We start from the raw sequence: 20,951 nt of genomic DNA on the forward strand, positions 1-20,951 counted from the left end.
GCAAGGAAGCACAAGATAATTTGATTGTATTGTGAAGTGTTTATGAATAGTTGGGTCGTAAGAAAAATCGCGCTGATGTGTGTGTTGGTCACGCTCCCGTATTGGGCGAACGCCGCAGATACCTGCTACGCCGTTGATGGGCAATCGGTGTTTAGTAACGCTCGCACGCCGTGGCCTTCCAGTAAAGGCTCGTACAATTATTCTGATATGTTCATGAGTGGCAGTACCAGCGCTTCCTTTGCTTATCGCGCGCAATTTACCGGTTATGGCTGGTGCGAAAAGATTGGCAGCAATCCAATTTACTACATCAACCCCTTAAGTTTGGCCAATAGCGGGCTTTACCTGCATTTCATCGACAAAACTTCGGGGGTCGATGAATGGGTGTTGGTTGAATCACAGTTGTCGAATTCGTCCGGCACGGTGTCCACCCTAGCTGGTTTGTTTAACATTAATAGCTCAGTGGCGAATGTGAACTATCGTTTAACGTTCCGATACCTTGGCAAGTTGCCGATAGCGCCGAGTTATTCCCTCGAAACATCCAACAATAAACTGGTTATTCCCACGGTGATGTTGGCTTCAGAGCAACACGGCAGCCTTGACGCTTATCAATCGTGGTCAACGGGCAATTGGGGCACCAAGAAATGGCTGGCGTATGAAGAGCTGACGGTGGTGTACCAGCCGACGGCAACGACGTGCAATGTGCCAGGGCAAACCATCACGCTAGATAGAACTTCCATTGAGAGTATTCGTAACGGCACGTCGCCGAAAACGCCCTTTGTGCTGAGCTTTAATTGCCGCGGTGGCGCCAACCATACGGCACTCAATGACATCAATGCTTGGTTGTACAGCGGAGACATCGTGAACGATAACCAGACGGTCTTGCGCAGCACGACGTCGTCATCGACTGGCGTCGGGATCAACCTGCTGAACGCGAGTGGTCACCCCATCAAACTTTCGAACAGTCGAACGGCGGTGAACGATGCTGATTTGGTGTTGGACATCGATGAAGACGACATCTTTTCTGACGTGGAGCAAGTCTCGATCTACGCCGCGTATGCCATCTACGACGCTAAACCTCAGCAGGGAAGCGTCGAAGCGACGGCCACAGTGATGATAAATTATGATTAATACGATGAATAAAAATGACGATATCAAACGTTGTGTCGCTGAGGCACTGCTGAAAAATACCGGAAAAAACTTCCACTGTTCCATTAATAAAAACTGTGTCTATTGTATGTCTGACGGGCGCGTATTTATCTTTAATCAGAATCTGTTTTTATGCCCGCATCAACCATTCGTGCAGATGAAAATCGACCGAATGTTACAACGAAATCAAGATATTATCGATTATCAAGATAACTATTATTTTGATGATCACGAAAACTTAATTCGAATCAATAAAGCGCCTTAGGGCGCTTTATTGATCAATGACGCAAGTGAGAACGGGGGCATAGCGATTTGAAATGAGCAGGGTGTTCACGTTGATCATTTCCAAGGTCATGGAACGCGATGTACCCACAATCAAAGAGGGTAAGTATTTATCCATGATATCGTTTTGAATGCCGTCTTTGAACAAACTCTCTGATTGATTGATAGAGAAGGTGTAATTGTTATTATCAATGTGTTCGTAATTGAAATTCTCTCGTTTATGAATCACGTATCGTTGCCCTTGATACACAGCATCGCCCGAGATAAACACGGTTCCCGTTTTGTTTTTATGGAACGTAAAGGCGATATCAGCATACATGGAAAAATCATTGTTAATGTCATCGCTGTTATAATAATTGAGCGTAGCTCGACAAGTCGAAGACAAATATCTCGCCTTATCATAATCATAGTAAAGATACCCAGCGGAAATTGAAGCGATTAAACTAAAGGTGATTAATTTTTTCATTTTTCTTCCATTGGTAGTAATAGTAATTCTCACAAGCAGAAAACTTGCCATCCACTAAAAAACATTTAGAGAAAAACAGTCGACCAGAGTGACCGTAAAATAAGCTGTTTTGACTATGGAAAAAAACTTTTTCTGTCTTACCACAATGAATATTCAACTTCTGCATTTCTTCTTTGAGAATAGATAATTGAAAGGCGATGCCTTCATCGGAACGCTTTCTAAAATTATACACATCACATTGCTCAATTTTACCGATATGGTAAGCATCTTGATAAAACTTTTTGGAAATGATAGTCGTGCCCGTGACCAGTACGCCAAATAAACTGGTGTAAAGAAATGGGTATAGATATTTCTTGAATGTAACTTTTTTCTTGGGGGCATGATGTGCTTTGGCCGTTGATTCCGATACGGCAATGGGTTCCGGGTCCATGTTTTTAATGGGAAACTCGCTGTTCAGCATAAATCCAACTTTAGGAATGGTTAAAATAATATCATCCACGCCCGTAAATTTATGCAACGTCTTTCGCAGTTGACTAATATATTGATTGAGTGAACTGTACGACCCCTTTAATCCAAACTTATCCCAACCTTCCATCAATAAAACATCACGTTCCATTGGTGTACCGTGATGTTTCGACAATAATTCCAATAAACGATTAGCGGTTGGTGTCAGCGTGAGGCTTTCATGATCGGATTCTGCATCTGATAGCTTGAGCGTGCCATCGCTTGAGTTATAGATGACCGTATGATTGAGAAGCAATTTCATTCGCTTTTTCCAACATTGTAAACTGAAAACATTATAGCATTAAATCAAATGGTTACCAGTTGATGTGGTTGTTTTTTATACGTTTGAATTATGATTTTTGATATTAATAATAAATGCTACACAAACATAAATATTAGCATGAATTGTTTAAAAAATTAAATTAAACAGGTAAAAATTCTAGATATTATTCAAATGTCTTTATAATGTATTTGTTTAGGTTTTTCTTATGTATCTTATCCCAAGCCGCTCGTCTTGCTATCGATGCTTGCCGATATGCGCCAATGACGGTGGCAAATCAGTTATGAGAAAGTATTGGTCGGTGAAATATAATAATGATTTATCCAAACATAAATTTCACATCATTCAATGACGTGAAAATAGCTATAGACAATATAAAAATCGATGTCCCATTTATTAATGATTTGAAGTTTGAACCGATCGTTGATTTGGATAACCTTACCACAATTGCTTATGAAATGCTTTCTGTGTGTGAGCCGAATATTGACGTAGAGGCTTCATTTGAGCGTCTGGAATATTCAACGAAGAAATGTCTTTTCTTTAATCAGTTGGAGTTGATTAAAGACATTACGAATTGTCGTATCTACATCAATCTCCCATTGAGAGAGATATTAACCAATGATTTGCTCTTAGAGATAAAAACCATTGGCATGATTCCAACTTCAATTTCTGTGGAATTACAGGATCTTCACGATGTCTATCAATTTGAACCCATTGAAATCAATCAGCTGCGTTATCAAGTGAAAAAACTTCAAGCATTGGGTGTGGAACTCTGGGCTGATGATTTGAACGAAGACCTGATGGATTTCTTCATTGACGCGGGGATTCATTTCTATGGTGGTAAAATTGATAAAGAAACATTTTGGACATTAAGAAAAAATAAAAAGCTCCTCAATTTTTTGATTGCAAAGAGTAAAAATTTCTGTGGCCATGTATTGATCGAAGGTATTGAAACTGAAAAAGATTTGAAGTTAGTTCGCTCAACGAAAGCTGATCTTGCTCAAGGGCATTATTGGGCGGAAATACGAGTGCTTAATTTAAAAAATACTATTTAGTCTATTCATTTCTAGGTTGTCGCTTTGTCTAAAAATATTCTTATTATTGATCAAGATAATGCCATCGCTTCTGCGTTGGTCTTAAGTTTTGAAATCGTAGGTTACGCATGTGTGCATCACCGTAAACTCTTTTCTGCCAAGTCCGATTGGTTAAAAGCAGATTTGGTGATTTGGCATGTGAAAAAAGACCAGTCCACGTTTGATCTGCCCATGTTGCTGGCGTTGAAAAACGTGCCGGTGATGATGGTCGGTGACGGGTGTACGGTCGCAGACAAGGTGAGATGGCTCGATAGCGGGGCGATCGATTTTCTGGATTGCCCTTTTTCTGGCCTCGAGATGTATGCGCGTGTGAAAGCGCATCTCAGAAAGTTTTCCAAAGATCGCGAGGTCCGATATCAGGTTGAGTTTTCTGATGTCGGTTTTTCGATCAATCGCGTGACTTGGGAAACTTGGTACAAAGGCGACCGTTATCATCTGTCCAAAAAGGCATTTGAGCTGCTTTTCTTCCTCTCGCTGAATATCGGTAAGGTGTTTTCGCGTTCAGAATTGCTGGAAAAAGTTTGGGGATACTCCTGTTCACTCAATACGCGCACTGTGGATACGCATATTTTACGCTTGAGAGAGTACTTTCCGGACATTGGCATCGAAACCATTTATGGCGTCGGTTATTGCATTAAGCGATAGCTGCGGCCTGACGTGTGATGCCCGTTTTTGTTTGACTATGGATTCCTCGTTTCATGAAGAATTGGACGCTTGCCTTCATCGCGCTCTGCCTGCTGTTATGGAAATGTTCAGCGCCAGCGCCTCACCATTTTGATGACGATTTTCAGTCATCCCAACGCGCCCCTGAGCTGGTGTTGGACTACGATTTTCTGGGGCAATTGGTTATTCGAGATGCCCACGCCATCACTCGGTTATACGCCGGACAGGTGATTTCCTCCACCTTAACCAACGATGTGCTGGTATTAGGCTTTAACGGCCAAAACCAACTGTATGTGGGGGGAACGGCCTACCACTTACAGCAGATTCATCTGCATTTTGACTCGTTTACCCACGATGACGAGGGCAGTGACACGATGGAAGCGCATTTTGTGAACGCGGATGCCGCGGGGCATCTGATGATCCTGACGATGCTGTATCAACGCGATCAGCAAAGCCTGCGGTTTAAGCGTTATGTGGATAGCCTCTCGTCAGATCGGCTGCTGAACCATGAGTTTAGCCAGCCGTTTCCCATCGATACATTATTGCCCGCTTCGAATGATTACGTGTGCGTCAAAGGGGCGTATCGAGAGCAGCGGAGCTGCGAAGGTGACGTGCGTTGGTTGGTTTTGCATGATTCGCGGCCGCTGCCGCCCACGTTAGTTGACCGCTTGGTGCACGCGGGCAGCCCATCACATCGTTCGATGGCGCATTCCGATACTTAATTGGTCGTTGAGGGTGCGCGTCTATTCACGGCGCTGCTTTATGGCGCCGTGTCGCTGACGGGGCTGTATTTCATATAGACGAACGGCGCGTCTTCGCGATACACCTGAAAACCAAAGCGTTGATAGAGATGAGCGGCGCGGTTGCCTTGCAGGTAGCACAGCAAACACGGCCGCTTGGCTTGGTTCGAAAACTCGGTGATGTCTCGCAGAACTTGGCTGCCAATGCCTTGGCCTTGATAGGCTGGCAGAATGAAAAAGCGCGAAAAATAGAGTGTGTCGTTTTTGTCATGCAGCATGTAGGTGCCGATCGGTTGGTCGTCGGCACAAATGAGGGTTGGTAATCCCGATTTCCATTCTTGACGATGAAGCGCTCGCTGCAACGCTTCATCCCATCCAAAAGTTTGCGTCACTAAATCGTGCTCGGTGGCCTTTCTGAGCTCAAAAGCAAATTCATCATCGGCGTCGGTGGCGGGGCGAAAAGAGAGCTTCATCGAGTATGTCCAGTGGTTCGCGCGTCGATTACGGTATCGCTCTCACTCTACTGAAAAGCAGAAAAATCGCCACTACAAATTGCACCACGAAGCAGGCACTGAACAGCATCGTTGAACCATACTGTGTCATTAAGTAGCCGGATGCGGCCAAACCAAACGGCATCAACAGTTTAAACAGTGAGCCCGTCAGCCCAGCAATGCGGCCTAAGTGCTGCTGCGAAAATGCCTCTTGGCGGTAACTCCAGATACAAATGTTGCTAAACAGACCCACTGCAGAGACCCAGAAGAATGCCACGATCAACATCATTGGCGTTTGGCTCAGTACGGGCAGAATGAACCCAACCGATTCCAGTGCAATACTGAGAATGAGCAGTTTTCCAAGGCCGATTTGACGCCGTACCGTGTCGGCGACAAATGCGCTCAACACGCCGCCAATGCCTGAAGCAGCAACCATATAGCCGATGTCGATGGCACTCAGCGATAAGTCTGCTTTGGCAACGTAGATCGACTGAATCCAAAAGATCGAACCGGTGGTGTTCATCACCATCACTGCCAGCGTGATCCGCCACATGTTCTTTTCGTGGTAGAGCACGTGCCATCCCTCGCGCAGCGCTTGCAACACAGGTGGGTGCTCACTCACTTGAGGGGTTTCCAACGTCAGGCGATTCAGTTGCCAATATGCCAGCAACCACAACAGCGCTAAACCAAGAAAGATTTGATGCAGCTCAGACAACAACAGCAGCGCGCCGGACAACACCGGCCCGACAGTTTCCATCAAGCTGTAGAGCGAACTCATGCGCGCCGTGGCGGTATTTTGCTGCGCGTGCGGCAGTGCCAATTTGAGCATGGCCATGCGCGCATTGTGATAGCCGTAGTTAAACGCCATCATCAAAAACGCGCACGGAAACAGCACATACAGCGGCTCCGCCATCCAGTTCACCGCCGAGTAGGAGAGCAAAATAGTGAGGATTTGCCCCAGCAACATGGCTTGCGACCACGATTTCTTGTCACAGCGATCCACCCACACGCCGATGAACAGCGCCAGTAAGAGGTTGGGCAGAAATTCAACCGCTCGCATCCAGCCCATCATGTGGGACGATTGCGTGAGTTCGTAGACCAACAATGGGAGAGCTAAGTCGTATATTTTACTTCCCAAAGCGACAAAAAAAGCACTAGAGAATAGAATGACAAAACTGGAACTTTTCCAGATAGAGGTTCGATAATCCGTTAACGTATTCATTTTTGGTTCCTTTTTAACCGAAGTTGTTGAATCATTATCGAAAATAAAAGATGAATAAAAATAGAAAGATAGAAAAAGGATTTCGTCTTTATGCATTACTGGAAAGCACTGGCTTTTTTGCGCGACCAGTTGGTTGTTGCAGCCCCGGTGCCGCTCTCACTGGATCGCCTGACGCAGGAGTTGGGGTGCACCAAACGCAACGCGCAGTTGGTGGTGAAAAAACTGGTGGGCAACGGCATCATCCGTTGGCAATCTTCCGTGGGGCGCGGTAATTTCCCGATTGTCACCTTACTCAAAGATCCGCAACCGATGTTGGAAAACAAAGCCCGTCGCTGGATTGAAGAGGGGAAGGTGGCGATGGCGATCAGCTTGATTGCGCCCGCCCAACGCGACGCATTTATTGCCGCATACATCGCGCGCCATCAATCGCACGCCCACCGTGACGATATTTTGCAAATCCCGTTTTATCGCGGCACACATGCACTTGATCCCATTGATATAACTCGCCGTACCGAACAACACCTTGCTCGCTATTTGTATGCGAACTTGCTGCGTTTTGATACGCAAGCGCGCGGTTACCGTGGCGATTTAGCGCAGATCTTTCAGATCACCGAACGGGGCATGGCCATCACCCTGCGCAAAGGGCTGTGCTTTCACAATGGCGAGCCACTGACTGCGCACTCCGTGCAGCAACACTTCACGCGGTTGGTCACCACATCTGAACATTATCGTTCGCTGTATCAATTGATTGATGCGATTGAGGTGCATGATCGCTACCGACTTGAGATCATCAGTTCGGTAGAAGCGACGCTTTTGCCCAAACTGCTGTGTGCGGGCGCAATGGGCATCGCATTGTGGCTCGAGGGGGATGCAGACCGCGAAGGGCAAGTGATTGGCAGCGGCCCATTTGAGTTGGTTGAGCAAACGGAGTGGCGCACCTTGATGAACGTGTCGCGGTATTATCACGGTTATCGCCCGTGGGTGGATGGCATCGAGGTGTGGAATGTCGGGGACAAAGCCAAAGAGTTTGCCCCCAACAGTCACCTGTTCCACCCATTGCTGGAGCCGCGTGCTCAGGCGGCCGATTACGAACAGAAAGCGCAATGGGAAGCGGGCTGCGAATATATACTGCTCAACGCCAATCGTTCGCCGTGGCTGGGCAGTTTAAGTCGCCGGAAGAAGCTGATGGCAATCCTGGATGCGCTCGGCGTGCCCGCATCGTTTGCAGATGAGGTGGCCAAAGCGGAAGGGATGTTGTCGTCGCCATCGGCGCGACTGACGGCAAACCTTCATCAAGCGCAGCAATGGGCGGATGAGTTAGGCAAACCGCCACAGCCCCTACAACTGCTGACGTACGCGTTGGGCCAGCACATCGACTATGCACATCATTTGGCGACGGCGTTGCGTGAGTTGGGGATTGCCTGTGAGGTGTCGGTGTTGCCGTTTCCTGAATTTTGCCAAACGGCTGCGCTGCAACGCGCCGACATCATTTTGTCTGGTGAAGTGTTTGGCGATGACGCGGACATGTCGTGGTTAGGATGGTTATTGGCCAGCACCAGCTTGCAAGCGTGCATGACGCCGGCGCAGCAGCAGTGGCTTCACGAGGCGTTGGCGGCGATTTATCCGTTGACCGAAGCCAAGCGTTTCAAAGCTTACCAAGCGCTGGAGAAGAAGCTCATCAAAAAAGGACTCTATTTGCCGCGCTTTCATGTGCAGCAAACCTTATCGGTGGCCAAATCGGTGACCACCAGCGAACTACTGGCCAATGGCTGGGTGGATTTTTCAGAAGTGGTGATCACGCCCTAACAAAGCGCGCCCGAGGGCGCGTTTTGCGGGTTACGCGTCCGGGTGTTCGAGTTGGCGTCGATTGGCGCAAGATTGCGAGTAATCGCCACGCATTGCGGCGATCAACCCATCGACCGCGCAGTGCACCATCTTCAGGCGCGTTTCAGTGGTGGCTGAGCCGATATGTGGCAGTAAAAAGGCGTTGTCGAGCTGTGTCAGTGGGGACGAGGCGGGCAGGGGTTCGGTTTCAAACACATCCAACCCGGCAGCACGAATCTGCCCGGTTTGCAGGGCATGAATCAGCGCCTGCTCATCAACCACTTTGCCGCGCGCGGCATTGACAAACACCGCACTGGGTTTCATCAAACTGAACGCTTTGGCCCCAATCAGTTTCTCCGTCGCTTCGCTGAGCGGCACCAACACCACCACAAAATCAGACACTTGTAACAGATCATCCAACGACATTCGCAGCGCACCGAAATCGTGTTCTGCTTCTCCATTGATGGAGCGATTATGGTAGTAAATCGACATGCCAAACCCATAGTACGCCCGTTTGGCGACGGCGTAGCCAATGCGTCCCATGCCCACAATGCCAAGCGTTTTGCCGTGAAAATCGACGCCAAACTGCGCTGGAGTGAGGTTCTGTGTCCAGCGACCTGCCTTGAGCATTGCGGACATTTCTCCTGCGCGCCGCGCTGCGCCGAGCGCCAGTAAAATCACCGTATCAGCAACGGTTTCATCGAGCACGCCCGGTGTGTGAATCAGTGGAATGCCACGTCGGCTCAAATAGTCGAGATCGAACTGGTCGGTGCCGACCGAAATGGTGGCCGCTGCTTTCAGCTTAGGCGCGCCATCAAGCAATTCAGGCGTCATCTCTACGCCGTTACCAATCAAGCCTTCAGCCTGAGTTAACGCCTGCTTAAACGCAGCGAAATTGTCGTCATGAACGCCATCAAATTGAATGACATCGAAGTGGTTTTGTAACGTGCGCAGCGCGTCGGGGGGCAGGGATTTGTACAGCACAACTTGAGGTTTCATCGGGTTCTCCTTAACTGACGAATGGAAGCATCGAAAAGTCTGCGCAGCAACGGGCGATCGGCGTGACGACCGAATCGGTGTTGTGCGTACTCACAAAAACAGCGATTGAAAAAGACGTTCATACGATTAACGTATATAAGCTCATCGGTGACCCATTTGATCATTAGGACAGAACATCATGTTAGATGCAAACTTGGCGCAGCAGATCGTTGATCGCACCATGTCGATCATTGGCTACAACATCAACGTCATGAATCACGCGGGCATCATCATCGGCAGCGGTGACCGCGACCGCCTTGGCCATGTGCATGATGGCGCCATTCTGGCGCTCAAGCATGGGGATTCCATCGAACTCAATTCCCACAGTTGTCAGTCGTTGAAAGGGGTGAAGCCGGGCATCAACATGCTGCTGAAACAGGGCGCGCAGGTCGTGGGCGTGGTCGGTGTGACGGGGGAGCCGGATGAAATTCGTGAGTTTGCCAATTTGGTCAAAATGAGTGCGGAGATGATCATCGACCAAGCGGAGCTGGTCGAACAGTTACAATGGGATCGCCGCCACCGTGAAGAGTTCATCACCGCTTGGATCAACGACCAATTGAATCAAGACGAGCTGACGGCGTGGGCGACGCGTTTGTCGCTAGATGTCACCCAACCGCGCGTGGCGGTGGTGATTGAATTTCGCCAGCAAAGTGCTGCAAAGCATGTCGACAGCGTGCGTCAGGTGGTTGACTTGCTCGAGCATCCGGAGCGCGACAATTTGGTCGCAGTGGTGTCGATGAACGAAATTGTGGTGCTCAAACCGGTCAAACATCCCGAGCACTGGACCAGCGATGATGAGAGCTTGCGCATTGATAAATTGATCGCTCGCCTCAGGGAGCACCAGATCGACGGTTACGATATCGCGCTGGGGCAGATGTTCCTTGACCCCAATGCGCTGCATCTTTCTTACCAGAGCGCCAAACAGGTGCTGCGTCTGGGCAAAGAAAAACACCCCAAGCAACACAAGCATCTGTTTGAGACGTTGCGGTTGCCGGTGCTGATGTCGCCGCTACGCGATTATTGGCAGGGCGAGCAGTTGTGTGAGTCGGTGGACAAACTCAAACAGCGGGATCGTTCCGGTCAACTGATGAAAACGCTGCACACCTTGTTTGTCTGTGGCGGCAATTTGTCTGAGTGCGCCAACGCGCTCTATATCCATCGCAATACGCTGCGGTATCGGTTGGATAAGATCACCGACATCACCGGAATCTCGACCCAAAGTTTCGTGGGGCTGGTGGAACTATATATTGCGTGTCAGATCTCAGAATGAGGCGTAATTTGTGCGCATGCACAAAATGTTACAATGATTCACCCTGTTTATTTGGCGACTTGCCTAAAGGAATCGGGGCGCAGAGTTCGGATAATAGACTCACCCTACACAGGCCCGCTTTGAGGCCTGAACCTGATAAAAATGACATGGAGTTATTATGAGTCTTATCCTGATTCTGCTGGCAGTGATCGCGTTTATCGTGCTCGCGACCACCAAGTTTAAGTTACACCCCTTTTTAGCACTGATCGTCGCGGCATTTCTCGCGGCGTTTGCCTATGGACTGCCGGCAGAGAGCATTGCGAAAACCATCGCTTCTGGCTTTGGTGGTATTCTGGGCTACATTGGTCTGGTGATCGTGCTTGGCACCATCATCGGTGTGATTTTAGAAAAAAGCGGCGCAGCCATCACCATGGCGGATACCGTGATTAAACTGCTCGGTGAGCGTTTCCCCACCTTGACCATGAGCATCATCGGCTACATCGTCTCGATTCCGGTGTTCTGTGATTCTGGGTTTGTGATCCTTAACTCGCTCAAAGAGTCGCTCGCCAAACGGCTGCGCACGTCTAGCGTCGCCATGAGTGTGGCGTTGGCGACGGGCCTTTACGCTACGCATACTTTTGTGCCACCGACGCCGGGGCCGATTGCGGCCGCAGGCAACCTCGGGCTGGAGTCCAACCTGGGCTTGGTGATCGCGGTGGGCGTATTTGTCGCAGCCGTAGCGGCGATTGCCGGCATGCTCTGGGCGAACCGTTTCAAAGCCGTAGAGCCAGATGGTCTCGATCATGAAGAACACCTAAAACAAGACTGGAAAGCGCTGAAAGCGTCGTATGGCAAGCTGCCAAGCGCCACTCAGGCATTTGCACCGATTTTCGTCCCGATTCTGCTGATTTGTTTGGGCTCGGTGGCGAAATTCCCAAGCCATCCGCTGGGTGAAGGCGTACTCTTTGAGTTGCTGAGCTTTTTGGGACAGCCACTGACGGCACTGCTGATTGGTTTATTCTTGTCGGTTAGCCTGCTTAAATCCGACAACAAAGTGGCGGAATTTGGTGAACGCATCAGCCAAGGCATTACAGCTGCAGCGCCGATTTTGCTCATCACTGGTGCAGGCGGCGCGTTTGGCGCGGTATTGAAAGCGACGCCACTGGGCGACTACCTTGGCACCACGTTATCGGCACTGGGTGTGGGCATCTTCATGCCATTTATCGTCGCGGCGGCATTGAAATCGGCGCAAGGTTCTTCGACGGTGGCACTGGTGACCACGTCGGCTTTGGTGGCGCCTATGCTAAGCCAATTGGGGCTAGATTCCGAAATGGGCCGCGTGCTCACCGTGATGGCAATTGGCGCGGGTGCGATGACGGTATCGCACGCCAACGACAGTTTCTTCTGGGTGGTGTCGCAATTTAGCCGCATGAGTGTTGGCCTTGCGTACCGCGCGCAGACCATGGCAACGTTGGTGCAGGGCGTGACAGCAATGATCGTCGTCTATCTATTGAGCTTGATCCTGTTGTAATTCGTCTTGTTGTCATTTAATTGAGGAGAGTGATATGAAAGTGGTTATCGCCCCAGATTCGTTTAAAGAAAGTTTAACGGCGAAACAGGTCAGTGACGCCATCCATGCTGGGCTCGCGCGAGTGTGGCAGGACGCTGAATTTGTCTCCGTGCCCGTGGCGGATGGCGGTGAAGGTACGGTTCAGTCGTTGGTGGATGCCACCGAAGGTCACTTGGTGCATCTCGCCGTCAAAGGGCCGCAAAACAAGCCCGTTGATGCTTTCTATGGCATGTTGGGCGATGGCCAGACCGCAGTGATTGAAATGGCGGCAGCAAGCGGGTTACACCATGTGCCGCTTGCGCAGCGTGACCCGAAACTGACCACCAGTTTTGGCACGGGTGAGCTGATTCGTCATGCGCTGGATCACGGCGTGAAACGCTTGATCATCGGCTTGGGCGGCAGCGCGACCAATGACGCCGGGGTTGGCATGTTGGCCGCATTGGGGGGGCGCTTTCTCAACCGGGATGGCGATAGCATTGCGCTGACCGGTGGCGGCCTGATGGAACTGGCGCAGATTGATCTCAAAGCGCTCGACCCAAGGCTAAACCAGTGTGAAATTCTGGTCGCCAGCGATGTGAACAATCCGCTGTGTGGCCCGAAAGGCGCATCGGCCATCTTTGGCCCGCAAAAAGGGGCCACCGCGGCGGATGTTGCATTGCTAGATGACGCGCTCAAGAACTTTGGTGTCCTCACCCAGCACGCGACCGGTAAAAGCGTCATCGATGCGGCGGGTGCGGGTGCGGCAGGCGGTATGGGCGCGGCGCTATTGGGCTATACGCAAGCGGTGCTCAAGCCGGGTATCGACATCGTGCTCGAAACGGTCAAATTGGCTGAGTTGGTTGATGGTGCGGATCTAGTGATTACCGGTGAAGGGCGCATTGATAGTCAAACGGTTCATGGCAAAACCCCGATGGGCGTGGCGCAAGTGGCCAAGCGGTTTGATATTCCGGTGATTGCACTGTCGGGCTGCACGGGTGACAACTACCAAGCTGTGTATGAGTGCGGCATCGACGCCGTGTTTGCCGCGGTGCCACGGGCCATGACGCTAGATGATGCGCTCAAAGAGTCCGACTTCAACCTCGCTGATTTGGCCGAGAACGTCGCCCGATTGTGGCATATCGCCCGTCCGTCACGCGCTCATTGACACCGTCGATAAGCGCGGCTGATCCTGCCTCAACGGCACAACACTCACCCTGTTGTGCCGTTTTATTTTGGATTAATTGTGGAATTATTTTCCATACTGTCATTCTTTTTTTTGTCTTTTTGCTGTTTAAGGAATAAGTGATGATCGGCTTTCTTACATCACCGACGTTCATCGCTGCCGGGTGTGGCATGAACACAGAGAACTCATCAGAGTAAGGAAGGCAGCAATGCACTACACCGGTCCGGTCATCCGTCCTCCCCATGAAGCCAACAGTATTTTGTTAGAAGTGACGGTCGGGTGTACCCATAACTCCTGTCGTTTTTGCACCTTTTATTATGATACGCCGTATCGCATTGCACCGAAAAAGCAGGTGGAGCACGATCTGCAAGAGGCGCAACGCGTTAACCCCAATGCCAAACGCATTTATGCAGTTGGCGGCGATCCCTTTACATTGAGAACTGCCAAGTTAGTCGATCTCGCTCGAATGATTCGCCGTTATTTTCCCACCATCAACATCGGCATGTATGCGCGTGTGGATAGCATGTTCAACAAGGACGTTGACGATCTCAAGCAACTCAAAGCCGAAGGCATCAACGATTTAGTGATCGGGATTGAAAGTGGCGATGATGACGTGCTGGCGCAGATGGACAAGGGCTACACGTCTGCCGATATCCTTCGCGAATGTCAGAAACTTGAACAAGCTGGCATCGCTTATCGCGTCATTTTTCTTGGCGGGCTTGCGGGAAAAGGCAATGGCGAACGAAACGCGCGTCATACTGCGCAGGTGCTCAACCAGCTGCATCCCACACATATGTATATGACGTCTGTCGCGGTGCAACCGGAGTCTTTGTTGTATCAGGATATTCTGGAAGGACGTTTTGTGGAATCGAGTGAGCAGGAGCGAATTGAAGAAACCCTGTCATTGATAGAACAGTTGACCAATCCGATGGTGCTGTTGGGGCAAAGCGTGGCTAACCCAGTAAACTTCATTGCCACACTGCCAGACGATTATGAACCGCTGACACAAATGCTCAAAACCACCATCCATCGTTTTACGCACCAAGATGAACGCTCGTTGCGTGCTTATCGTGAGTCGTTAATCAATATCTAACGCTCGGCAGCGCACGACAAAACAACGAGTGGACGCAAGGGAGTGCACATCGAACGAGGGTGCTTGCTTTCTTCGGCCATGTCGCCATAAGTTCATCAGCGTGTGCGAAAGTCGCATCATGCGATTTCAGTGACTATGGTTACTCACAAAGCAACAGGGATAAAACGGCATGGCGAAATGGACAACGCTTCTGCTCAGCACAATGCTGCTGGTGGGATGCGGCACTAAATTTGTGTATCACAACATCGACTGGTTCGTGATCGACTATCTGGAAGATTACGTCGATCTGACCGACGCGCAGGAAGATCGGCTCAGCGATCGCATTATGCTGCTTAGTCAGTGGCATCAAAGCGCGGAGTTACCGGCCTACATTGACCAGTTGGAGCAGTGGTTGGCGCTCGATCCAACACATTTTACCGAGCGCGATCTCCAGCAGCAGCAAGCGTTGATCAATGAGCACTACCAACGCTTGCTGGTGAAGTTTTTGCCCGATGTGTATCAGCTTGCCAATACCCTCAGCGAGGCGCAAGCTGAGGAGTTTTTGCAGGGGGTGGCCAAGCGCCATCAGAAATTCGCCGATAAATATCAGGGACTCAGCGAGCCTGAGATCCGCAACCGTTACGTCGAACGTCTCTCCGAGCGGATGGCGCAGTGGTTGGGCGATTTAACGCCAGTGCAGCAAACATTGGTGACGCAGTGGGCGAATGAGGTGCAGGTGACGCCCCACGACTGGATGGCGTTTCAAACCCGTTTGCGCCATGAACTCCGCCTGCTGCTTGATGAACGCCATGATGAAGCACGATTTACCGCGCATCTGCAAACCTTGTTGTTTGAGCCAGAGCAGTATTACAGCCCGGTGCTGAAAGCCAAGCAGGCGTATAACGATGGCGTCGGGAATGCGTATGTGGTGAAGATTGTGCGTTTGGCAACACCCAAGCAAGTGCGCTATTTTCGCAATGAAGTGCAGGGTTGGAAGCAGTTGGCGCAGGAGCTAAATGCCGATGCCAAGAGCAGTGCGCGTCTGCCCTTTACCAAGCAAAGGGCAGAGCAAACGAAAGAACAGGGTTAAGGTTGCAGCGCCAGTTGGCGATGCTTACGACGGCTGTAGAAAAACACCATCAACCCTGGAATGTAGAGCAGGGTCGAGAGTGCCAAACTGTTGAGCCCTGCAGCATAAATCAACCACAATCCATAGACGCTGGCCCCCAAACCAATGGCTTTGATGCGCCAGCGGCAGCGTTGTTCAAACGCCACTTTCACCAGATAAGCACCCACCAAAAAGTACGGCACCAGAATCATCGACGTAGAGACCAACACCAAGGTGTTGTAGCTCTCGCCCGTCCATAAAATCAGCCCCAAGCAGAGTTGTACGGTCAGGCTGGTCAGAGTGAGGGATGCAGTCGAGGTGCCTTGCTCATTTTGCTTGGCAAAAAAGCGCGGAAAGGCGCCGTGCTGTGCTGCGGTACAAGGCACTTCAGCGGAGTAGAGAATCCAGCTTAAATACGAAGCCAACACGGACACAATCAACCCAAGACTAATGATCCATTGACCGAGGCTGCCACTCATGTGCGCCATCAAGCCAGACATCGACGGGTTGCTCAATGCTGCGACATCACCACGGCTCATCACACCGAGAGAGAGCAATGTAATCGCCACGTACAACACCAGCGCGAAGATCACGCCGAGGTAGGTTGCTTTGCCGATGTCTTCGCGGCGTTTGGCTCGAATCGACAACACGATCGCCCCTTCAATGCCGGTGAAGACCCACAGCGTGATCAGCATGGTGCTTTTCACCTGATCCATAAATGGGGTGTCGAGTGAGCGACCTGCGCGATCGAGATTGAACGTCGCGGGTTCAAACGCCAGATACGCTAAAATGATAAACGCAATCAGCGGCAGGCTTTTGGCCAGCGTGGCGAGTAGGTTGATGAACGCTGCTTGTTTGACGCCGCGTAGCACCAAATAGTGCACCGACCACAAAATGATGGATTCACCGATGAACGCCGGGAGCGTATTGCCATCGCCAAACCACACCGAGTCGGGGGTATCAACAAATGCGCCGATGGCGGCGAAGGCCACCACCAAATAGCCAACAACGCCGATGGTGGCGCACAGCCAGTAACCCCACGCGGAGAGAAAGCCCGCCACGTCGCCAAAGCCAGTGCGTGCATAGGTGTAAATGCCGCCATCCAGCTCCGGCTTTAAGCGCGAGAGATGAAGAAAACAGCCCGCCAGCAGCAAAATACCCACGCCGGTGATGAGCCAACCCGTGAGAATTGCATCCACGCCTGCCACTTCGGCCATGTTCTGCGGCAGGCTGAAAATGCCTGCGCCCACCATGGAGCTAAACACCAGCGCGGTGAGCGCCGTTAAACCAATTTTTTGTGTGTTCTGCATGCCATCACCCAGCGTGGCTGAAGTGTTGGCTGAGCGTCGCGATGTGCTCTGGGCCAATGCCACAGCAGCCGCCAATCAAGCTCGCCCCCTGTTGTTGCCATTTTTCAGCCCACAGCAAATAAGCGGGCGGGGTGAGATCGGCGCGAAGCTCGTCGAGGCCATCGTTGGCGGTAGCATCTTTTGGTTGAGGAGGAAACGCGTTGGCATACGCGCCCAATTGAATCTGTTGCGCGCCGGTTGTTTTGAGAATGCTGGCCGCGATCGCGAGCGCTTCTTCAATCACCTCGGGTTGGCAGCAGTTAAACAGAATCGCACTCACGTTGAGGGCGATCATAGCGTGAATTGCTTCAGCCACGGTTTCGCCCGAGCGCAGACGCGGCACATCAGTCGGCTCTGCGTCTTCAAGGGTGAACGATACCCACAGCGGTTTGTGTTGTGTATCCAGCGCATCCAACAGCGCTTTCACCGCGACCGATTCCCCAATCAGGCTTTGCGTTTCTGCCAGCCAGAAATCGACGTGCGGCGCTAAGCCGTTGATCAGCGGTGTGGCAATCTCCGCAACGCGCGATGCATCAAATAGATCGGCGCGGTAAGAACCAAACAGCGGCGGAATAGAGCCCGCAACGCGTGTTGCTTGGCCTTCCAACTGAACCGCTTGGCGTGCCACATCGCCCGCGCGGTGTGCGAGCAGTTGTGCTTCCTGGTGAAAACGGGCTTCGCCAATATGAAAAGGAACCAGCGCATAACTGTTGGTGGTGATCACGTCGGCGCCGCTTTGAATAAACGCACGGTGAACGTCCCGTACGATTTCCGGTGCTTCGATCATTGCCAGTGCGGACCACTCAGGCTGGCGGAACGGCGCGCCACGTTTTTCCAACTCTCGACCCATTCCCCCGTCGAGAACACTGACAGCATGATTTGACATAGTAATACCTCGTTATTTTTATTAGATGTTTAAACGTAAGGACGTTTAGACGTCTATTAAAGTAAAGGTTCGTGTAGTCAGATTCAACAGAAAAAGTGATTGGATTCAAAAAAAGTTCGTTTGGGTAGGAGCAATCAAAAGAAAAACGCACCGAGATCGGTGCGTTGTGAGGTGTGGGTTAGGCTGTGGCGGTGATGGATTGCCACAAGGCTTGCCAATCGTTTTGGCGGCCGTAATAGTGGCTGACTGGCACGGATTTGAACTGCCCGTCTTGTTCTAACACCAAGGATGGAAAACCGCCCAGCCCCCATTGTGACATCAGCATTTGAGTGCGCTCGATTTCCGCCATCAACGATGTTTCTGCTGCTTGCATGGCGCGCTGCCAAGACTCGGCGTCGATGCCCATGTCAGCAGCGATGCCATCAAGTACGTTGCGTTCTGCAACCGCAAAGCCGTGCACATAATGCCCTTGCTGAATGCGTTTCAACATCGCAAATGGTGATTGCTCTGCGATATCGGCGGCCAAAATCGCCTGCGCCGTGAGGTACGAATCGAGCATGATGGTTTCACCGCTGCGCACTCTGGCGATGTAAGCGTCACCAAACGGTTGGCGCGTGAGGCCCGCGATGCGTTGGTCTGCTTCCAAAATGTGTTGGCGAAAGTCATCACTCAAGGGGCGGCGTGTCATCATGCCGCCCGGATGCATCACCAAGTTCACGTCGGGATGCGCTGCCAAGGTTTCCATCAATGCGGTGGCGCCGTAACACCAGCCACACATCGGGTCAAAAATATAGTGAGCCGTTACCATTGCATCTCTCCTGTATGTACTTTCGCGCCGATTTCCAGTGCCATTGGCAAGCCAGCGGTCGGGTAACCTTGTTGCATGATGTCAATCAGTTGCTGGCTATTTTTGCTGTGCGCTTTCGCACTCGCGAAATCAGCCAGATACTGTTGTGAGAATTTGATCGCGCTGCTGTCGGTTTTGGTGCCCGGCATCATGTGGCCTGGAATGACCATTTTCGGTTTCAGCGCGGCCATGTCAGACAATTGCTGAGTCCATGCCTGACGCTCTGCATCGCTTTGCGCGTCGGCCATCCATAAATGCACGTTCCCGTAGACGGCCACGTTGCCTAGAATCGCCTGATTGGCTGGAATCCACAAGTAAGGGCGATGATTCAGTTCGCCTTCGCTGCCGCGGATTTCAATGGTGCGACCATCAATATTCAGGGTGTGACCGTTATACGCCGTCGGCAATACCGGTTTCACCGGCGCGTTGCTGCCCATTTTCGGTGCCCAGAAAGCCAGTTTGCCAGCCAAGTTCTCTTCAATCGTGGCGCGCACCGCTGGCGTGGTCAGCACTTTTGCATCTGGATACAGTTCATGCAGCACTTCCGCGCCGAAGTAGTAATCCGGATCCGCTTGGCTGATAAAGATGGTGGTCAGTGTTTTACCTGAATCGGCCACTTTGGCGGCGATGCGCAGCGCGTCGGCTTTGGTAAAGCCAGTGTCGATCACCATCGCTTCGGTTTCACCGTACACCAGAGTTGAGTTGACATGGAAACTGTTGCCATCGGCGTTGTAGATATCCAGCGTCAAAGGTTGTGCTGCCATTGTGCCAGCAGACATCAGGAGTGTGGTGCTTAATGCGATTGTGGTTTTCATGTTGTTGTCCTATTCACTTCGTTGAGTTGATGAGCGCAGTGTACGGATTGGACTTGTTCGGATATATAGCGAATAATTAGCATCATTGTTTCTTAAATCGAGCTAATTATGGACAGACTGATTGCGGCGAAAGTGTTTATTGATGTGGCGACAACCAACAGTTTTACCGCCACGGCGGATCGCTTGGAGATGTCACGCCCTATGGTGACGCGTTACATTGATGCGATGGAGAGCTGGCTGAATGTACGATTGCTCAATCGCACCACGCGCAAAGTGTCGTTAACCACTGCGGGTGAAGAGTGCTTGGCGGAAGTGGCACTTTGGGTGGATCAAGCGGAAGGGTTGCAACACCGTTTGCTCAATCGCGATGAGCTGCGAGGCAAAGTTCGGGTGGCAACCAGCATGTCGTTTGGCTTTTCACAATTGATCCCTGCGGTCAATTCGTTTTTGGCTGAGCACCCGCAGGTGGAGATCGACATTGATGTACAAGACCGAGCCGCAGATCTGGTAACGGAACGCATAGATTTGGCAATTCGTATCGCAGCCAATCCGGATCCGTCGTTGATTGGTCGTCGCATCGGGCGCTGTGATTCGGTGCTGGTGGCTTCGCCTGATTACCTAGAAAACGCCAGTGACATTCGCACGCCTGCCGATTTAGCGCAGCATCGTTGCTTGGGGTACAAAAACTTTGATCGCCATGTGTGGAATTTGACCCGCGGAAGTGAACAAGCCGCGGTGGAAGTGCACTGTGCACTGACCGCCAATGAAGCCACCACGTTGCTCAGTGCCGCCGTGTTGGGTATGGGGGTGAGCATGCAACCGACCTATTTGGTGCAGAGCGCGTTGGCGCGCGGCGAGTTGGTGCCGGTGTTAGCGCAATGGCAACCGAATGTGATGGATATTTATGCACTCTACCCATCGCGCAAACATTTGGCTCCGGCCGTGCGCAGCTTAATTGATCACCTTGTTGACTATTTTAAATACAATCAGTGGCAGAATATTAAACTTTAGTATTTGCATGAAAAACAAAGCTCGCATAGCATGTTGTTTAGATGAATATAAGAAACATTTTCATTACATTTCAGATGCACTGCAATGTGTAGGATACCCATGGACTAAGATCACTTTGATGGATGTAAAGTG

The 20,951-nt window shown here is 50.9% G+C and carries 20 protein-coding genes; 11 read left to right on the forward strand and 9 right to left on the reverse strand.

Annotated features, from left to right (window positions below; all coding sequences use genetic code 11):
* The first annotated feature begins 42 nt into the window (after positions 1–42).
* Positions 43–1,128, forward strand: a complete 1,086-nt coding sequence (locus ACF8PK_RS12750) for a fimbrial protein (RefSeq protein ID WP_392441636.1) — start codon at positions 43–45, stop codon at positions 1,126–1,128.
* Between the two features lie 289 nt (positions 1,129–1,417).
* Here the strand turns inward: ACF8PK_RS12750 and ACF8PK_RS12755 are convergent, their stop codons facing one another.
* Positions 1,418–1,894 carry a hypothetical protein gene (locus ACF8PK_RS12755; protein ID WP_238529629.1) on the reverse strand — a complete coding sequence of 159 codons (477 nt, stop codon included), beginning with the start codon at positions 1,892–1,894 and terminating at the stop codon, positions 1,418–1,420.
* Positions 1,872–2,660, reverse strand: a complete 789-nt coding sequence (locus tag ACF8PK_RS12760) for a helix-turn-helix domain-containing protein (RefSeq protein WP_154179609.1) — start codon at positions 2,658–2,660, stop codon at positions 1,872–1,874. The genes ACF8PK_RS12755 and ACF8PK_RS12760 overlap by 23 nt, the downstream gene beginning before the upstream one ends.
* A 332-nt stretch (positions 2,661–2,992) precedes the next feature.
* On the opposite strand from ACF8PK_RS12760, the gene ACF8PK_RS12765 reads away from it, so the two are divergent.
* From ACF8PK_RS12765 to ACF8PK_RS12775, 3 genes are read left to right on the forward strand one after another with little or no spacing between them, the layout of a single operon-like run.
* On the forward strand, positions 2,993–3,733 hold the full coding sequence (locus ACF8PK_RS12765; protein ID WP_143679933.1) for an EAL domain-containing protein: 741 nt from the start codon (positions 2,993–2,995) through the stop codon (positions 3,731–3,733).
* 24 nt (positions 3,734–3,757) lie between these two features.
* Positions 3,758–4,417, forward strand: a complete 660-nt coding sequence (locus ACF8PK_RS12770; RefSeq protein ID WP_004727033.1) for a response regulator transcription factor — start codon at positions 3,758–3,760, stop codon at positions 4,415–4,417.
* 53 nt (positions 4,418–4,470) lie between these two features.
* The gene (locus tag ACF8PK_RS12775; protein WP_014257589.1) at positions 4,471–5,157 is read left to right on the forward strand and encodes a carbonic anhydrase family protein; all 687 of its coding nucleotides are present in this window, start codon (positions 4,471–4,473) and stop codon (positions 5,155–5,157) included.
* A gap of 38 nt (positions 5,158–5,195) precedes the next feature.
* Here the strand turns inward: ACF8PK_RS12775 and ACF8PK_RS12780 are convergent, their stop codons facing one another.
* Positions 5,196–5,648 (reverse strand): GNAT family N-acetyltransferase, encoded by a 453-nt coding sequence (locus ACF8PK_RS12780; RefSeq protein ID WP_392441640.1) that lies wholly within the window; start codon positions 5,646–5,648, stop codon positions 5,196–5,198.
* Positions 5,649–5,676: 28 nt separating this feature from the next.
* Positions 5,677–6,888: an MFS transporter gene (locus tag ACF8PK_RS12785; protein WP_392441642.1), complete on the reverse strand. Its 1,212-nt coding sequence runs from the start codon at positions 6,886–6,888 to the stop codon at positions 5,677–5,679.
* A gap of 90 nt (positions 6,889–6,978) precedes the next feature.
* On the opposite strand from ACF8PK_RS12785, the gene ACF8PK_RS12790 reads away from it, so the two are divergent.
* On the forward strand, positions 6,979–8,694 hold the full coding sequence (locus tag ACF8PK_RS12790; RefSeq protein ID WP_392441644.1) for an ABC transporter substrate-binding protein: 1,716 nt from the start codon (positions 6,979–6,981) through the stop codon (positions 8,692–8,694).
* Between the two features lie 30 nt (positions 8,695–8,724).
* Here the strand turns inward: ACF8PK_RS12790 and ACF8PK_RS12795 are convergent, their stop codons facing one another.
* Positions 8,725–9,711 carry a 2-hydroxyacid dehydrogenase gene (locus ACF8PK_RS12795; protein ID WP_392441646.1) on the reverse strand — a complete coding sequence of 329 codons (987 nt, stop codon included), beginning with the start codon at positions 9,709–9,711 and terminating at the stop codon, positions 8,725–8,727.
* Between the two features lie 175 nt (positions 9,712–9,886).
* Here ACF8PK_RS12795 and ACF8PK_RS12800 point away from each other — a divergent pair, with 175 nt between their 5' ends.
* From ACF8PK_RS12800 to ACF8PK_RS12820, 5 genes are all read left to right on the forward strand, one after another.
* A complete protein-coding gene (locus ACF8PK_RS12800; RefSeq protein WP_392441828.1) occupies positions 9,887–11,020 on the forward strand; it encodes a sugar diacid recognition domain-containing protein in 1,134 nt (377 codons plus the stop codon).
* A gap of 157 nt (positions 11,021–11,177) precedes the next feature.
* On the forward strand, positions 11,178–12,530 hold the full coding sequence (locus ACF8PK_RS12805; protein WP_014257583.1) for a GntP family permease: 1,353 nt from the start codon (positions 11,178–11,180) through the stop codon (positions 12,528–12,530).
* 34 nt (positions 12,531–12,564) lie between these two features.
* On the forward strand, positions 12,565–13,713 hold the full coding sequence (locus ACF8PK_RS12810; RefSeq protein WP_392441649.1) for a glycerate kinase: 1,149 nt from the start codon (positions 12,565–12,567) through the stop codon (positions 13,711–13,713).
* A 226-nt stretch (positions 13,714–13,939) separates the two neighbouring features.
* Entirely contained in the window at positions 13,940–14,824 is an 885-nt protein-coding gene (locus tag ACF8PK_RS12815; protein WP_143679941.1) for a radical SAM protein, read from the forward strand.
* A 169-nt stretch (positions 14,825–14,993) separates the two neighbouring features.
* Positions 14,994–15,893, forward strand: a complete 900-nt coding sequence (locus ACF8PK_RS12820; protein ID WP_154179616.1) for a DUF6279 family lipoprotein — start codon at positions 14,994–14,996, stop codon at positions 15,891–15,893.
* Here the strand turns inward: ACF8PK_RS12820 and ACF8PK_RS12825 are convergent.
* The 4 genes from ACF8PK_RS12825 to ACF8PK_RS12840 form a co-directional block, all read right to left on the reverse strand.
* On the reverse strand, positions 15,890–17,221 hold the full coding sequence (locus ACF8PK_RS12825; protein WP_232659094.1) for a basic amino acid/polyamine antiporter: 1,332 nt from the start codon (positions 17,219–17,221) through the stop codon (positions 15,890–15,892). The two genes, ACF8PK_RS12820 and ACF8PK_RS12825, sit on opposite strands and share 4 nt — an antisense overlap.
* 4 nt (positions 17,222–17,225) lie before the next feature.
* The gene (locus tag ACF8PK_RS12830; RefSeq protein ID WP_283513973.1) at positions 17,226–18,146 is read right to left on the reverse strand and encodes a homocysteine S-methyltransferase family protein; all 921 of its coding nucleotides are present in this window, start codon (positions 18,144–18,146) and stop codon (positions 17,226–17,228) included.
* 178 nt (positions 18,147–18,324) lie between these two features.
* Positions 18,325–18,954: a DsbA family protein gene (locus ACF8PK_RS12835; protein ID WP_055465747.1), complete on the reverse strand. Its 630-nt coding sequence runs from the start codon at positions 18,952–18,954 to the stop codon at positions 18,325–18,327.
* The gene (locus tag ACF8PK_RS12840) at positions 18,948–19,808 is read right to left on the reverse strand and encodes an MBL fold metallo-hydrolase (protein ID WP_392441652.1); all 861 of its coding nucleotides are present in this window, start codon (positions 19,806–19,808) and stop codon (positions 18,948–18,950) included. Before ACF8PK_RS12840 ends, ACF8PK_RS12835 begins: the two co-directional genes overlap by 7 nt.
* 108 nt (positions 19,809–19,916) lie before the next feature.
* On the opposite strand from ACF8PK_RS12840, the gene ACF8PK_RS12845 reads away from it, so the two are divergent.
* Entirely contained in the window at positions 19,917–20,819 is a 903-nt protein-coding gene (locus ACF8PK_RS12845; RefSeq protein WP_014257575.1) for a LysR family transcriptional regulator, read from the forward strand.
* Positions 20,820–20,951: the final 132 nt, after the last annotated feature.

Source organism: Vibrio sp. CJQ_6, assembly GCF_043106745.1.
Classification (GTDB): Bacteria; Pseudomonadota; Gammaproteobacteria; order Enterobacterales; family Vibrionaceae; genus Vibrio; species Vibrio furnissii.

What these genes read in the sequence shown, in the direction of transcription:
- ACF8PK_RS12750 (WP_392441636.1), top strand. Translation starts at nt 43, where the DNA reads ATGAATAGTTGGGTCGTAAGAAAAATCGCGCTGATGTGTGTGTTGGTC.
- ACF8PK_RS12755 (WP_238529629.1), bottom strand. Translation starts at nt 1,894, where the DNA reads ATGAAAAAATTAATCACCTTTAGTTTAATCGCTTCAATTTCCGCTGGG.
- ACF8PK_RS12760 (WP_154179609.1), bottom strand. Translation starts at nt 2,660, where the DNA reads ATGAAATTGCTTCTCAATCATACGGTCATCTATAACTCAAGCGATGGC.
- ACF8PK_RS12765 (WP_143679933.1), top strand. Translation starts at nt 2,993, where the DNA reads ATGATTTATCCAAACATAAATTTCACATCATTCAATGACGTGAAAATA.
- ACF8PK_RS12775 (WP_014257589.1), top strand. Translation starts at nt 4,471, where the DNA reads ATGAAGAATTGGACGCTTGCCTTCATCGCGCTCTGCCTGCTGTTATGG.
- ACF8PK_RS12780 (WP_392441640.1), bottom strand. Translation starts at nt 5,648, where the DNA reads ATGAAGCTCTCTTTTCGCCCCGCCACCGACGCCGATGATGAATTTGCT.
- ACF8PK_RS12785 (WP_392441642.1), bottom strand. Translation starts at nt 6,888, where the DNA reads ATGAATACGTTAACGGATTATCGAACCTCTATCTGGAAAAGTTCCAGT.
- ACF8PK_RS12790 (WP_392441644.1), top strand. Translation starts at nt 6,979, where the DNA reads ATGCATTACTGGAAAGCACTGGCTTTTTTGCGCGACCAGTTGGTTGTT.
- ACF8PK_RS12795 (WP_392441646.1), bottom strand. Translation starts at nt 9,711, where the DNA reads ATGAAACCTCAAGTTGTGCTGTACAAATCCCTGCCCCCCGACGCGCTG.
- ACF8PK_RS12805 (WP_014257583.1), top strand. Translation starts at nt 11,178, where the DNA reads ATGAGTCTTATCCTGATTCTGCTGGCAGTGATCGCGTTTATCGTGCTC.
- ACF8PK_RS12810 (WP_392441649.1), top strand. Translation starts at nt 12,565, where the DNA reads ATGAAAGTGGTTATCGCCCCAGATTCGTTTAAAGAAAGTTTAACGGCG.
- ACF8PK_RS12815 (WP_143679941.1), top strand. Translation starts at nt 13,940, where the DNA reads ATGCACTACACCGGTCCGGTCATCCGTCCTCCCCATGAAGCCAACAGT.
- ACF8PK_RS12820 (WP_154179616.1), top strand. Translation starts at nt 14,994, where the DNA reads ATGGCGAAATGGACAACGCTTCTGCTCAGCACAATGCTGCTGGTGGGA.
- ACF8PK_RS12825 (WP_232659094.1), bottom strand. Translation starts at nt 17,221, where the DNA reads ATGCAGAACACACAAAAAATTGGTTTAACGGCGCTCACCGCGCTGGTG.
- ACF8PK_RS12830 (WP_283513973.1), bottom strand. Translation starts at nt 18,146, where the DNA reads ATGTCAAATCATGCTGTCAGTGTTCTCGACGGGGGAATGGGTCGAGAG.
- ACF8PK_RS12835 (WP_055465747.1), bottom strand. Translation starts at nt 18,954, where the DNA reads ATGGTAACGGCTCACTATATTTTTGACCCGATGTGTGGCTGGTGTTAC.
- ACF8PK_RS12840 (WP_392441652.1), bottom strand. Translation starts at nt 19,808, where the DNA reads ATGAAAACCACAATCGCATTAAGCACCACACTCCTGATGTCTGCTGGC.
- ACF8PK_RS12845 (WP_014257575.1), top strand. Translation starts at nt 19,917, where the DNA reads ATGGACAGACTGATTGCGGCGAAAGTGTTTATTGATGTGGCGACAACC.